Source organism: Massilia sp. DJPM01, assembly GCF_030348125.1.
Lineage (GTDB): Bacteria > Pseudomonadota > Gammaproteobacteria > Burkholderiales > Burkholderiaceae_D > Telluria_A > Telluria_A frigida.
On sequence record NZ_JAQOZV010000045.1, the window covers coordinates 19622 to 33607 of the forward strand.

14 protein-coding genes are annotated in these 13986 nt (G+C 66.6%); all 14 read left to right on the forward strand.

All coding sequences use genetic code 11. From position 1 onward, the window contains the following. Positions 1 to 33 precede the first annotated feature (33 nt). Entirely contained in the window at positions 34 to 750 is a 717-nt protein-coding gene (locus PO883_RS24400) for an ABC transporter ATP-binding protein (RefSeq protein WP_289312058.1), read from the forward strand. Then, positions 738 to 1664, forward strand: coding sequence for an ExeA family protein (locus tag PO883_RS24405; RefSeq protein ID WP_289312059.1), 927 nt, complete (start codon positions 738 to 740; stop codon positions 1662 to 1664). The genes PO883_RS24400 and PO883_RS24405 overlap by 13 nt, the downstream gene beginning before the upstream one ends. Before the next feature lie 67 nt (positions 1665 to 1731). Then, the gene (locus tag PO883_RS24410) at positions 1732 to 3573 is read left to right on the forward strand and encodes a pilus (MSHA type) biogenesis protein MshL (RefSeq protein WP_289312060.1); all 1842 of its coding nucleotides are present in this window, start codon (positions 1732 to 1734) and stop codon (positions 3571 to 3573) included. Between the two features lie 2 nt (positions 3574 to 3575). Further along, positions 3576 to 4916, forward strand: a complete 1341-nt coding sequence (locus PO883_RS24415) for a tetratricopeptide repeat protein (protein ID WP_289312061.1) — start codon at positions 3576 to 3578, stop codon at positions 4914 to 4916. A 4-nt stretch (positions 4917 to 4920) separates the two neighbouring features. Further along, entirely contained in the window at positions 4921 to 6624 is a 1704-nt protein-coding gene (locus PO883_RS24420; protein WP_289312062.1) for a GspE/PulE family protein, read from the forward strand. Beyond that, positions 6624 to 7829 carry a type II secretion system F family protein gene (locus PO883_RS24425; RefSeq protein WP_289312063.1) on the forward strand — a complete coding sequence of 402 codons (1206 nt, stop codon included), beginning with the start codon at positions 6624 to 6626 and terminating at the stop codon, positions 7827 to 7829. The genes PO883_RS24420 and PO883_RS24425 overlap by 1 nt, the downstream gene beginning before the upstream one ends. 32 nt (positions 7830 to 7861) lie before the next feature. Continuing rightward, entirely contained in the window at positions 7862 to 9400 is a 1539-nt protein-coding gene (locus PO883_RS24430) for a hypothetical protein (RefSeq protein WP_289312064.1), read from the forward strand. After that, positions 9397 to 10062 (forward strand): hypothetical protein, encoded by a 666-nt coding sequence (locus PO883_RS24435; protein ID WP_289312065.1) that lies wholly within the window; start codon positions 9397 to 9399, stop codon positions 10060 to 10062. Before PO883_RS24430 ends, PO883_RS24435 begins: the two co-directional genes overlap by 4 nt. Next, positions 10059 to 10451, forward strand: a complete 393-nt coding sequence (locus PO883_RS24440; RefSeq protein WP_289312066.1) for a hypothetical protein — start codon at positions 10059 to 10061, stop codon at positions 10449 to 10451. Before PO883_RS24435 ends, PO883_RS24440 begins: the two co-directional genes overlap by 4 nt. Beyond that, complete coding sequence (locus PO883_RS24445) at positions 10448 to 11155, forward strand: prepilin-type N-terminal cleavage/methylation domain-containing protein (protein WP_289312067.1); 708 nt, start codon at positions 10448 to 10450, stop codon at positions 11153 to 11155. The genes PO883_RS24440 and PO883_RS24445 overlap by 4 nt, the downstream gene beginning before the upstream one ends. A 3-nt stretch (positions 11156 to 11158) precedes the next feature. Next, positions 11159 to 11896, forward strand: coding sequence for an ABC transporter permease (locus PO883_RS24450; RefSeq protein WP_289312068.1), 738 nt, complete (start codon positions 11159 to 11161; stop codon positions 11894 to 11896). Next, complete coding sequence (locus PO883_RS24455; RefSeq protein ID WP_289312069.1) at positions 11896 to 12585, forward strand: hypothetical protein; 690 nt, start codon at positions 11896 to 11898, stop codon at positions 12583 to 12585. The genes PO883_RS24450 and PO883_RS24455 overlap by 1 nt, the downstream gene beginning before the upstream one ends. A 45-nt stretch (positions 12586 to 12630) precedes the next feature. Next, positions 12631 to 13182, forward strand: coding sequence for a prepilin-type N-terminal cleavage/methylation domain-containing protein (locus PO883_RS24460; protein WP_167087295.1), 552 nt, complete (start codon positions 12631 to 12633; stop codon positions 13180 to 13182). Between the two features lie 17 nt (positions 13183 to 13199). Beyond that, a complete protein-coding gene (locus tag PO883_RS24465; protein WP_289312070.1) occupies positions 13200 to 13901 on the forward strand; it encodes a histidine phosphatase family protein in 702 nt (233 codons plus the stop codon). Positions 13902 to 13986: the final 85 nt, after the last annotated feature.

Sequence of the window (13986 nt, forward strand, 5' to 3'; positions counted from 1 at the left end):
GTCAACCTTGCCACCACTGCCAACATTGTCAACATGAGCACACCCGCGCTGCGCTTCCGCCAGCTAGTCAAACGCTACGCCGGCGCGCCGGTGCTGGCAGGCATCGACCTCGACATCGCGGCAGGCGAATGCGTCGGCCTGGTCGGCGTGAATGGCGCCGGCAAGACCAGCTTGTTGAAATGCCTGTTCGACTTCGTCTCGTTCGAGTCCGGCAGCATCGACATCTTTGGCCGCAGCCACCGCCTGGCCGGGGCGCGCCGACCGCTCGCCTTCCTGCCCGAACGCTTCATGCCGCCCTACTACCTCAGCGGCGCCGAATTCCTCAAGTACATGGCCAAACTGCACGGCAACCCCTACGACGCCACAGCTGCCCACGCCATGCTCGACGCGCTCGACCTCGACCACGCGGCGCTGTCCCTGCCAGTCCGCAAGCACTCCAAGGGCATGACTCAAAAACTCGGCCTTGCCGCCTGCTTCCTGTCCAACAAACAAGCCTACGTGCTGGACGAGCCCATGAGCGGCCTCGACCCGCAAGCGCGCGCCCGCCTGAAACAGCGCCTGCAACACGCGCGCAGCCAAGGCGCCACCGTGTTTTTCAGCTCGCACGCACTGGCCGACATCGAAGAACTGTGCGACCGCATGGCCATCCTGCACGACGGCCAGCTGCGCTTCACCGGCGCCCCGGCCGCCTGCCGCGAGGCCTACGGCGCCGCCACGCTGGAACAGGCCTTCCTCGCATGCGTGCACTGAACCCCATGTACCACCAGCACTTCGGCCTGCAGCAATCGCCCTTCGGCATCACGCCCAATCCCGTCTTTTTCTACGCCGGCAACACACGCGGCGAGATTCTCGACGCCCTGCTCTACGCGGTCGAACACGGCGAAGGCATCATCAAGGTCACGGGCGAAGTCGGCAGCGGCAAGACCATGCTGTGCCGCATGCTGGAAAACCAGCTGCCGCCGCACATCGATGTGATCTACCTGGCCAATCCCACCCTGAAAAACACCGAGGTCGCCTACGCCATCGCCGGCGAGCTCGAACTCGACGTGACCGGCAAGCGCATCGACGAAGTCACGCGCATGCTGCAGGCCGACCTGATCGCCCGCCACAGCGCCGGCAAGCAGGTGGTGCTGCTGGTCGAGGAAGCCCAGGCCATGCCGCTCGACACGCTGGAAGAGGTGCGCCTGTTCTCCAACCTGGAAACGGCGCGCCACAAGCTGCTGCAAATCGTGCTGTTCGGCCAACCCGAGCTCGATGAGCACCTGAACCTGGCCAGCATGCGCCAGTTCAAGGAACGCATCACCCACAACTTGGTGGTGCCAGCCATGCCGCCCGACGTGATTCCCGACTTCCTGGCATTCCGTCTGCATGCGGCCGGCTATAACGGCCCGGCCGTGTTCAGCGCCGCCGCGACCAGGCAAATCGCGCGCGTATCGCAAGGCATCGTCCGCCGCATCAATATCCTGGCGGACAAAGCCCTGATGGCCGCCTACATCGACGAATCCGACCGGGTCGAAGCGCGCCACGCCAAGGCGGCCATCGCCGACTGCGCCTTTGCCGCCAGCGGCGGCCCCACCGGCAGGACCCTGGCCCTGGCCGGCCTTGGCGCGGCCACGCTGGCGTTGCTGGGGTGGCTCGTTTCGCGCAGCATCTTCTTCCATTAGACGTGCAGCAATTGCCCCACGCTTACTTTTCCGCCATTATTGTGTCATGGCACTCAAGAGCGCACCAATGACCCTGAAAAAAACCGTTTTTCCGCTGAGCACCGTCGGGACTGCCATTGTCTGCGCCTTCTTGAGCGCCTGTGCCACGCCCACCCTGCCCGGTTCGCCGTCGCATGTGACCCAGGCTCCCCCGGCGGCCGGACGGATTCCCGACCCGGTCATGCACAGCGCGCCGCTGCCGCCGCCCAAAGCCACGCCCAAGGCCGAAACCTACAGCGTCACGGTGCACAAGGTGCCGGCGCAGTCGCTGCTGTTCGCGCTGGCGCGCGACGCCCGCTTGAATGTCGACATCCACCCCGGCATCGAAGGCACGGTGACCCTGAACGCGCTCGACCAGACCCTGCCGCAGCTCCTGACCCGCATATCGCGGCAGGTGGACATGCGCTACGAAATCGATGGCGCCACCCTGACCGTGCTGCCGGATACGCCGGTATGGCGTAATTACAAGGTCGATTACGTCAACATGGCGCGCAGCACCAACAGCAGCGTCAACATCGCCACCCAGATTTCGACCACCGGCGGCGGCTCCAGCAGCCCCACGCTGACCAATGCCAACGGCAGCACCAGCGGCGGCGCGGCCCCATCCGGCGGATCGGGCAACAATAATTCAACGACCTCGGTGACCAACCGCTCGGAAAACAACTTCTGGGGCAGCCTGGAAAAGAATATCCGCGACATGCTGCGCGACACGACGCTGGGCGACGCCCCGAGCACGATCTCGTCAGCACCCCCGCCAGCGGCCGCCGGCACAGCCCCGGCGAACCCGAACCAGCCGACCCAGCCCGCGCCGCAGGCCGTGCCCGACACCGTGCTGGCCGCCTTCAACGCATCCTCCAACGAGCGCCAGCGCAACGCGCCATCGGTCATCGTCAATGCCGAAGGCGGGCTGCTGGCGGTACGCGCGACCGGACGCCAGCACGAAAAGATCCAGCAATTTCTCGACATCGTGCTCGGCAGCGCCAAGCGCCAGGTGCTGATCGAAGCGACCATCATCGAAGTGCGCCTGTCGGACCAGTACCAGCAGGGCATCAACTGGAGCCGCCTGCACGGCGGGCTGACCCTGAGCCAGAGGCCGGTCGGCAGCGCGTTGCCCGGCTCGGGCGTGGCGATCGGCAGCACGCCAGGGCTGTTTTCGATCAATTACCTGAACCCCACCTCGGCGCTGGGCAACATCACCACCGCGATCCAGCTGCTCGAATCGTTCGGCAAGGTCAAAGTGCTGTCCAGCCCCAAGATCAGCGTGCTGAACAACCAGACCGCGATGCTGAAAGTGGTCGACAACAACGTCTTCTTCACCATCAAGGTCACGCCGGCCGTGATCGGCGTGAATGGCAACGTCACCACGCCCGCCACCTACGAGTCGAAGCTCGAAACGGTGCCGGTCGGCTTTGTGATGAGCGTCACGCCCCAGATTGCCGACACGGACGAAGTCACCCTCAACGTGCGCCCGACCATTACCCGCATTGTCGGCTATGTGACCGACCCCAACCCGGCGCTGGCCGCCGAAAAGGTGACCAGCCAGGTGCCGGTGATTCAGGCGCGCGAAGTCGAATCGATCCTCAAGGTCTACAGCGGCGACATTTCCGTGCTGGGCGGGCTGATGCAGGATTCGGTGGACAACGCCAAGGATGCCGTGCCGGGCGCGGGCGTGCTGCCGGTGATCGGCAATTTCTTCTCGTACCGCAACGAAAAAGTCAGCAAGACGGAACTGGTGATCTTCATCCGGCCGGTGGTGGTGAAAAACGCCAGCGTCAACGGCGACTACAAGGATTACCGCTACCTGCTGCCCGACACCTCGGGCGCCGTGGCCGAACCGTACTCCGAACCTGTGCGCGCAAAGGTGAACTGACCATGAGCCTCCTGATGCAGGCGCTCAAGAAAGCCGAGCGCGCCAAGCAAAACCACGTTCCCGACGAGGAACTGGCCAAGCCCTCCGAAGCCTACGACGAGGTACTGGCGCTGGCGCCGCAGGAGGAGGCCGCGGCCGCCGAGCCGCTGAGCCTGTCGCCGCTCGACGCGGGGCCGGCCGCGGCGCGCGCCGAGCCGTCCATCGGCTTCGTGCCGGAGCCACCGCCGCGCATGGCCACACCGGACCCGCAGGCCGCGCCACCGCGCCGTTCGCGCAACGCCCCGCCAGCGCCAGCGCCGCGCGTCAAGGCTCGGAAGCGCGCCATGGCGCGCATGGACGCGCGCACCATCCGCATTGCGGTCCTCGGCAGCATCGCCCTGCTGATCGCGGCCGTGTTCGCCTACATGTACTGGAGCGCTGTCTACGGTCCCGGTTCCAGCCGGCATTTGCCGATGGTGCCGATGCCGGGCCAGAACCAGCCGCCCGCCCCCGATCCCGGCGCAGTGGCGCCCGGCGTTGCGGCGCCCGGCGTTCCGGTCATTGCCACCCAGCCGGGTGCGGAGGCGCCGATACAGCCGCCCCAGCCGGTCCAGGCCTACGTGCCGCAGGCACCCCCGCCCTCCTCGCGCGACCAGATGCCGCCGGATGAAGCGATGCGCCTGCAACAGTTGCAGCAACAAGCTGCGCCGCAAGCCGCGCCCCGCGCCGCCCCGCGCACGCCGGCCGCGCCGGCCGACAGCAGCGGCATCCGCGTGGCCCGCTCAAGCAAGCCCGAACAGATCAACCCCTCGCTCCAGAATGGCTTTACGGCCTACAACAATGGCGACTTGCCGGCGGCGCGCCAAAGCTACCAGACGGTGCTGCGGCAAGACCCCAACAATCGCGACGCCCTGCTCGGCATGGCCGCCCTCGCCGCCCGCGACAAGCAGGCCGAGCAGGCAGCCGGCATCTACGCGCGCCTGCTCGACCTCGATCCCAACGACAACGATGCGCTGGCCGGCCTGAGCAGCGTGCGCCAGGGCGATCCGGGCCAGTCCGAAGGGCGCCTGCGCCGCGTGGTCGAGCGCAACCCCGAATCCGGCCCGCTGCTGTTCGCCCTGGGCAATCTGTATGCGCGCCAGGGACGCTGGCCGGAAGCCCAGCAGCACTATTTCCGCGCCTATTCCGCCAATCCGAACAATGCCGACTACGCCTTCAACCTGGCCATCGGCCTCGACCGGCTCAATCAAGGCAAACTGGCGCTGAGCTACTACCAGCGCGCGCTGGAACTGGCGCAGCGCGGCGCCGTCAATTTCGACCGCGAGGCGGCCGCCACCCGCGCGCGCGAACTGGGCGGGCAATAACCGCATGTCGGAACATGCAAAATTCCCCCTCGGCAAACTGCTGATCCAGAAAGGGGTCATCAGCGAAGACCAGCTGCGCATCGCGCTGATCGAACAAAAACGCAGCAGCGAGCCGCTCGGCAAACTCTTGATCACGCTCGGCTTCGTCACCGAAGCGACGGTGCGCGAAGCGCTGTCGGAAAACCTGAACCAGCAAAGCGCCGACCTCACCAGCCTGGTGGTCGACGCCATCGCCCTCAAGCTCATTCCCAAGGACGTGGCCAAGCGCTACCGTGTGTTCCCGATCGTGTACGAGCGCGATACCGACAACCTGATCCTGGCCATGGCCGACACCAGCAACATCGTCGCGCTGGACCAGATCAGCGCCATGCTGGTCAAGGGCATCACGATTGGGCCGGTGCTGGTCAACGAATCGGACATCGCGCGCGCCATCGACCAGTATTACGGCTTCGAGCTGTCGATCGACGGCATCTTGCTGGAGATTGAAACCGGCGAAGTCAATTACGCCGCCATGGCCGCCACCACCGACGAATACAGCCAGCCGATGGTGCGCCTGATGGACGCGCTGCTGGCCGACGCGGTGCAAAATGGCGCCTCCGACATCCACTTCGAGCCGGAACAGAGTTTTCTGCGCATCCGCTACCGCATCGACGGCATCCTGCGCCAGATCCGCAGCCTGCACAAGTCGTACTGGCCGGCGATGGCGGTGCGCCTGAAGGTGATGAGCAATATGAACATCGCCGAATCGCGCGCGCCGCAGGACGGGCGCATCTCGATCAAGTTTTCGGGACGCCAGATCGACTTTCGGGCCTCGGCCCAACCGACCACGCACGGCGAAAATTTTGTCCTGCGCGTGCTCGATCGCCAGAAGGGACTGGTGCCGCTGGACGGCCTGGGACTGGGCGAGGACGAACTGCACCTCTTGAAACTGATGATCGCCCGGCCGCACGGCGTTATTCTCGTGACCGGGCCGACCGGCAGCGGCAAGACCACCACCCTGTACTCGATCCTGAACCACATCAACACCGAAAGCGTCAACATCATGACGCTGGAAGACCCGGTCGAGTACCCGATGAACATGATCCGCCAGACCTCGATCAACGAATCGGCCAAGATGGGTTTTGCCGACGGCATCCGCTCGATGATGCGCCAGGACCCGGACATCATCCTGGTCGGTGAAGTGCGCGACAGGGAAACCGCCGAAATGGCGTTTTCGGCGGCCATGACCGGCCACCAGGTGTACACCACCCTGCACACCAATTCAGCCATCGGCTCGGTGTCGCGCCTGCTGGACATCGGCATCCTGCCCGACATCATGGCCGGCAACATCATCGGCATCATCGCCCAGCGCCTGGTGCGGCGCCTGTGCCAAGTGTGCAAGACCGAAGCACTGGCCGATGCGACCGAGCGCCGGCTACTCGGATTGAACGCCGACGACCCGCCGGCCACCATCTGCCACGCGGCCGGCTGCGAAGCCTGCGGCCACCAGGGCTACAAGGGCCGCATGGCGATCATGGAACTGCTCAAGGTGAATGCCGACATCGACGAAGCCATCGCCCGCCGCGCCTCGCTGCGCGAACTGAAAGCGACGGCGCGCGCCGCCGGTTTCCGCTCGCTGGTGGACGACGGCATGCGCCGCGTGCTGGAAGGCGCCACCTCGCTCGACGAAGTGGCGCGCGTGGTCGACCTGACCGACAGGCTGGCCTGATGCCGCTGTACGCCTACCGCGCGATGGACCTGGCCGGCCAGATGGTACCCGGCGCCATGGACGCGACCAACAGCGCCGACCTGGAACTGCGCCTGCGCCGCATGGAGCTGGACCTGATCGACTTCCATATCGCTGGCCAGAAGGCGGTCGCCTTCGGCAAGCGCGTGGTCAAGCGCGCGGACCTGATCAACTTCTGCTTTCACATGGAGCAGCTGAGCGCCGCCGGCGTACCGATCCTGGAGGGCCTGGGCGACCTGCGCGACTCCCTTGACCACCCGCGCTTTCGCGAAATCGTCACGGACCTGATCGAGTCAATCGAAGGTGGATTGACCTTGTCCGAAGCGCTGCGCCACCATGACGAAGTGTTCGACAACACCTTCACCAGCCTCATCACCGCCGGCGAATCAAGCGGCAAACTGGCCGAAGTATTCCGTAACCTGTCCGACAGCCTGAAATGGCAGGACGAACTGGCCGCCCAGACCAGGAAAATCATCACCTACCCGATCGTGGTCGCCGTGGTGGTGCTGGGCGTGACCTTTTTCCTGATGATCGTGCTGGTGCCGCAACTGACCTCCTTTATCAAGAACATGGGCGGCAAGCTGCCGTTCCACACCAGGGCGCTGATCGCCGTCTCGAATGTGTTCATCCACTACTGGTACATCCTGCTCGCCCTGCCGCTGGTGGCGTACTTTGGCGGGCGCGCATGGCTGCGCCGCAGCGACAGCGCGCGCATGCTGGCCGACGGCCTCAAACTGCGCCTGCCGCTGATCGGCCCCGTGCTGCACAAGATCATCCTGGCGCGCTTCGCCACCTTTTTCGGGCTGATGTACGGTTCCGGCATCACCATCCTCGAATGCATCCGCCTGTCCGAAGGCATCGTCGCCAACCGCGTGGTCGCCGCCGGCCTGCAGCGCGCCGCGCAATTGATCTCGGACGGCCAGAGCGTCACGCTGGCGTTCCAGAACAGCGGCATCTTCCCGCCGCTGGTGCTGCGCATGCTGCGCGTGGGCGAGGCCACCGGCTCGCTCGACAATGCCCTGCGCAACGTCAGCTACTTCTATAATCGGGAAGTGAAGGAAATGATCGAGCGCGTGCAATCGCTGATCGAACCGGCCATGACGGTCACGCTTGGCCTGCTGCTCGGATGGATCATGCTGTCCGTGCTGGGACCGATCTACGACACCATGAGCCAGTTGAAAACCTGAGGATGGCAGTGCTGCCCAAACAATTATTCCATGTGACGAACGACCGGCTGTGCGCCTTCGACTGGCGCGCCGGGGCTCTCGCGCCCGGGCCCTGCTTTTCCGCCGACCGTGACGGCATGGACGCCTTTGCGCGCCACCTCGATGGCGCGCAAGGCACGCGCGCCTATCTTGTGGCCGACCTGGTCGAAGAAGACTTTCAGCGCTGCCTGCTGCCGCACGTGGGTGGCCGCGCCGGACGCAGCCTGGTCGAGCGGCGCCTCACGCACGCCTTCCGCGACACGCCGTTCCGCCACGCCGACATCCAGGACCGCGATAGCGAAGGCCGGCGCGACGACCACACCGTATTCTCGGCCCTGACCAACGCGGCCATGGTGCAGCCGTGGGTGGCCGTGATGGAGCAGAACAGGATCGCGCTGGCCGGCCTGTATTCGGCGGCCCACCTGTCGGCGCTGCTGGTCAGGCGCATGGGCATCGGCCAGGACCATCTGCTGCTGATCGCCGAACAGGGCGGCGGCCTGCGCCAGAGCTATTTCCAGCGCCAGTACCTGAAATTTTCCCGCCTGACGGTGCTGGCCGCGCACGACGACGTGGTTGACGCCAGCGCCCTCGAAACAGCCAAGATGCGGCAGTTCCTGACCAGTACCCGCTTGCTGGGAAGGGGCGACATGCTGCATGTGGTGGTGCTCGCGCCCCCGGCGCGCGTGGCGGCGCTGGAACAGCGCTGCGAAGACGATCCGGAGGTGGCCTTCCACTTCATCGACATCGACAGCGCCTGCGCGCGCCTGAAACTGGCCGGCCACGTGGACACGGCCGAACAGCTGTTGCTTGGCCTGCTGGGCCGCGACTCCCCGCCCAGCCAGTACCCGCTTGGCGCGGCCGGGCGCTTTGACCAGATCTGGCGCGCGCGCCTGGCGCTCAACGGCGCCAGCGCCGCGCTTGCCGTCGCCGGCGCCGTCTGGCTGCTCGGAAGCGTGTGGGGCAGCGTGCGCAACGGCCAGGAAGCCACGCGCCTGCTGGCCGAGGCGGCGCAGCTCGATGCGCGCTACCGCGCCATCATGGCGACGCTGCCGCCCACGCCCGCGCGCAGCGCCAACATGAAGGCCGCGGTGCAGCTTGACCGGCTGCTGGGCGCCACCGCCCCCGCGCCGGCGCCGCTGGTGGCGCTGGTGAGCCGTGCGCTCGACCGCGCCCCCGCGATCCGCCTGCTGGCGCTCGACTGGCAGGTGCAGCAGCCGGCGCTCGCGCAGCCCGGTGCTGTTGCCAGTCTGGCGGCACCGGCCGCCGGCGACGCCGTCGAATCGATCGCCGCGAGCCTGGTCGGCCTGCCATCGGCGCCGGTGCAGGTGCTGCGTATCGATGGCGAAGTCGAGTTCGGACCATCGGATTACCGCGCCATTCTCGACAGCGTGAACCAGTTCGCGCTCGACATGGCCGGCAATCCCGGCGTGGCGGTGCACATTGTCGAAGCGCCGCTCGACGTGCGCCAGAGCGTCAAGTTAAGCGGCAAGACCGACACCGGCGAGGCCGGCGTCAAGCCCCGCTTCGTCATCAACGTGACCTGGAAACCATGATGGCCAAGCCGAACGCCCTGCGCCGCAAGCCGAGCGACGCCAGCGTACCCACCTGGCGCGATGAAATCGGCATGATCGCGCCGTCCGCCAGGCTGTGCGCCGGGGTGCTGGGCGCCACCGTGCTGCTGGTGGGAGGCGCCACCTGGTACGGCGCGCGGCAGGCGGCATCGCTGGCGCAAGCGGCCCAGGAGCGCGGCGCGGCGGCCAGCCGCTTCCAGAACGTCGAATCGGAAAAGCAGGACATCGCCGTCTATCAGCCGCGCTTCGCGGAACTGCAGGCGGGCGGCTTGATCGGCGACGAAAACCGGCTGGCGTGGATTGAATCGATCAAATCGATCCAGCTCACGCGCAAGCTGGTCTCGGCCAGTTATGACATCGACGTGCAGCAGCCGCTCGCCTTCCCTGCCCCGATGGCGCTGGGCGACTACCAGTTGCGCGGCAGCCGCATGCGCGTGGAACTCGGACTGGTGCACGAACTGGACCTGTTCCACTTCATCGACGACCTGCGCGGGGCCGGGCGCTTCACGGTCCAGGACTGCAGGCTGAAACGCACCGACGCACCGGCCGAATCGATAGGCGTGGCACGCCTGACGGCCAACTGCACCCTGGTCTGGCTGACGCTCGGCGCCACGCCGCAGCCGATTGCGAAGGAATCGCCATGAAACCCACCGTCGCCGCATTCCTGCTGCTCGTCGCAGCCCAGAACACCCAGGCCCAGACGGCGCCGATGGGGCGCCTGTTCACGACGCCGGCCGAACGCCATCAGCTCGACGTCCAGCGCGGCCTGATCGCGGCACCGCCCGCACCGGTGGTGGAAGCGGCACCCGCGCCGCAGCCGATGACCGTGAATGGCTTCGTGCGGCGCAGCAGCGGCAAGTCCACCGTGTGGGTGAACAACGAGGCGCAGGAAGGCGCGCGCAACCGCTTCAGCGGACCGGCGCAGGCGCCACGCGTGACGCTGACGCTGCCCTCCGGCCAGAAGGTGCTGCTCAAACCCGGGCAGAGCGTTGACGTGAACGCCGGCACCGTCACCGACGTCGCGAAGCCATGACGCGCGCGCGGCAGGGATTCAGCCTGGTCGAAATGGCCGTGGTGCTGGTGATCGTCGGACTGATGATCGGCGGGCTACTGACCCCGCTGGCGGTGCAGATGGAACAGCGCAAGATCAGCGATACCCAGAAAACGATGGACGAAGCACGCGAAGCGCTGATGGGTTTCGCGCTGCGCAACGGCTACCTGCCCTGCCCCGCCGTCTCGCCGGTCAACGGGCTGGAAGACCGGATTGGTGCCACCTGCCGCGATGGCAAGCGCCAGGGCGTGCTGCCGTGGGCCACGCTCGGCCTGCCCAAGCTCGATAGCTGGGGGCACGCATATCACTACAGCGTGTCGCCGGCGTACAGCAACAGCCAGACCATGTTCACGCTGCAGACCGCGCGCGACATCACCATCGGCACGCGCGATGCGCGCGGCAACGTGGTGGCGGCGACCGGCATCAACGATATTCCGGCGGTGATCGTCTCGCACGGGAAAAACGGCGCCGGCGGGTTTGGCGACACCGGTATCCGCAGCATGGATACGAGCAGCAGCAACGTCGACGAGCGCACCAACGCCAGCAGCGCCGGCATCGCCTTCGTGGCGCGCACCCCAAGCGACAGCTCTGCCGCGCCGGGCGGCGAGTACGACGACCTGGTCATCTGGCTCTCGCCGAATGTGCTGTTCAACCGCATGGTTGCCGCCGGAACGCTGCCGCGCTAGGCCATGCTGGGATCCCTCTTTACGATTGCCTCATACACCCTGCTCGAAGCGCTGCGCAACCGGCTGGCGTGGGTGCTGGGCGCACTGGCCATCGGCGCGCTGGCGCTGGGCGGCTTCGTGGGCCAACTGGCGCTGACCGAAAGCGCCGCGACGCAAGCGGCCCTGCTGGCGGCGTTGCTGCGCCTGTGCTGCGTGCTGCTGGTGGCAGGTTTCGTGGCCACCAGCGTGGTGCGCGAAGCGGCCGACAAAGGGCAGGAACTGCTGCTCGCGCTGGCGATACCGCGCGCCGCCTACGTGCTGGGCAAGCTGGCTGGATTTGGTCTCGTGGCGCTGCTGCCGGCACTGCTGTTCGGAGCGATGGCATTGATGCTCGCGCCGGCCGCATGGTGCGTGTCGTGGGCGCTGTCGCTGTGGTGGGAACTGTGGATTGTCGCCGCATTTTGCCTGCTGTGCGTACTGACGCTCGGGCAGGCGATGGCGGCGCTGACGGCCACGCTGGCGTTCTACCTGCTGGCGCGGGCGATCGGCAGCCTGCAAGCCATGGCGCAGGACGGCACGCAGCTGCCGCGCGTCGCCATCGACGCCCTGGCGGCGCTGCTGCCGCACCTGGACCAGTTTACGCGCAGCGAATGGCTGGTGTACGGCGGCGCGCAACTGGCGCCGCTGCTGGCGCAGACGGCGATCTATGTCACCTTGCTGGGGGCCGCCGCGCTGGTCGATTTTTACCGCAAGGACCTGTGATGGCCGCGCGCGTGCCGGTTCCGGTGACGCTGCTGCTGCTGGCCGCGCTGGCGCTGCAGCTGGGCTATCACGCCGCGCGTGCACCGCGGCAGCGCGCCGTAGCCGGGCTGGCGCCAGCGCCTCCGCTGGCGTTGCTGCGCCTGGCCAGCCTGGGCGAACCGGTGGCGCTGGCCAAAGCCATGACCCTGTACGTGCAAGGCCAGGACGAGGCGTCCACGCCGCTGGGCACCATCGATTACAGCGCCTTGCGCACCTGGCTGGAGCGCATCGTCGACCTGGACCCGTGCGGGCAGGCGCCGCTGCTGGCGGCGAGCCAGGTGTACAGCGCCAGCAGCGACCCCGCGCGCACCCGCATCATGCTCGATTTTGTCTACCGGCGCTTTGGCGAAGATCCCGGCCGGCGCTGGCCGTGGCTGGCGCATGCGGCGCTGGTGGCGCATCACCGGCTGCACGATCCCGCCCTGGCGCGGCGGTATGCGCACGCGCTCAACGCCACGGCTGCGGTGGTGCCGGCGTGGGCGCGCCAGATGGAACTGTTCATCCTCGACGACATGGGCGAGGACGAGAGCGCCATCGCGCTGATCGGCGCCATGCTCGCCAGCGGCCAGGTCAGCGATGCGCGCGAACTCGCGTTCCTGGAACGACGGCTGCACGACATTTCGGCGCGCCGGCGCCGGGCCCATCCTTGATACGCTAGAATACTACGCAGCTGCCGTCACAACAGAGAGAACCTCATGCAACGACAACAAGGATTCACCCTCGTCGAAATCGCCATCGTGCTGGTGATCATCGGCCTGCTGCTGGGCGGCGTGCTCAAGGGGCAAGGGCTGATCGACAGCGCCAAGGTCAAGAACATCATCCAGCAATCGAACTCACTGGCGGCGGCGGTGAACGCCTACCAGGACAAATTCCGCGCGCTGCCCGGTGACGACGTGCTGGCCACCACCCATGTGGCCGGCGCCACCGCCAACGGCAACGGCGACGGCCAGATCACCGAATACCTGTCGGCGCCGCAGCACCTGGCGCTGTCCGGCTTCATCACCGGCGCGTACAACGGCAGCACCGACTTCATGACCAGCGCCCAGGGCGGTGCGGTGTACATCTACAACGACGCCGTGGGCGGGCGCAGCGGCAACGGCTTGCGCTTCGACAACCTGCCCGACTCCTTCGCCCAGCAGCTCGACAGCAAGCTCGACGATGGCGTCGCCACCACCGGCGCGGTGCGCGCGAGCGCCCCATACACCAACACCGGCAGCATCGTCACCCGCACCGCCCTGTTTTTCTGAACTGACCACAAGAACCCATGTCCCCTACATCCCAGCGCCGTCGCATCTTCCTGATGCGCCATGGTAGCGTCACCTATTTTGATGCCTCAGGCAAACCATTTCTTCCAGAAACCGTACCCCTCAACGAACAGGGCTGCGCGCAAGCCAGTGCTGCCGGGCGGGCGTTTGCGGCCGAAGGCATCCAGTTCGACCGCGTGATCGTCTCCGGCCTGCCGCGCACGGTGGAAACGGCCACGCGCGTGCTGGCGGCGACCGGCCAGGGGATCGATATCGAGATCTGGCCCGAATTCGAAGAAATCCGTGGCGGGCGCCTGTCGACGATTGCCGATGCCGACCTCAAGGACGCGTTTACGGGCGCGTTTGAAGGCATGGTGGGCGAAGACAAGCGCTTTTTGGGGGGCGAATCGGTGGGACAGCTGATGGACCGGATCCATCCGGCGGTCACGCGCCTGCGCGGGCAGGACGACTGGGATACGACGCTGCTGGTGCTCCATGGCGGCGTCAACTGCGCGATTTTATCGTTGGCGCTGACGGGCCAGCGCATGTTCCTGGGTGGGCTATCGCAAACGGCCGGCTGCATCAACGCGCTCGACGTGGGCGAGGCCGAGTCCGACTGGGTAGTTCGCTTCGTCAACTACTCCCCACCCGCCCCGCTGCAAACCGAGACGCGCAGCACCACGATGGAACAGCTGTACGAGCAATACCGCCTCTCGCGCTAAGCTTCCCGCCAACAACACTCCCCAACCGGGGTCTGACCTCTGACTCGAAACATTTCTTAATTGAGGTCAGACCCCGGTTGTAGGA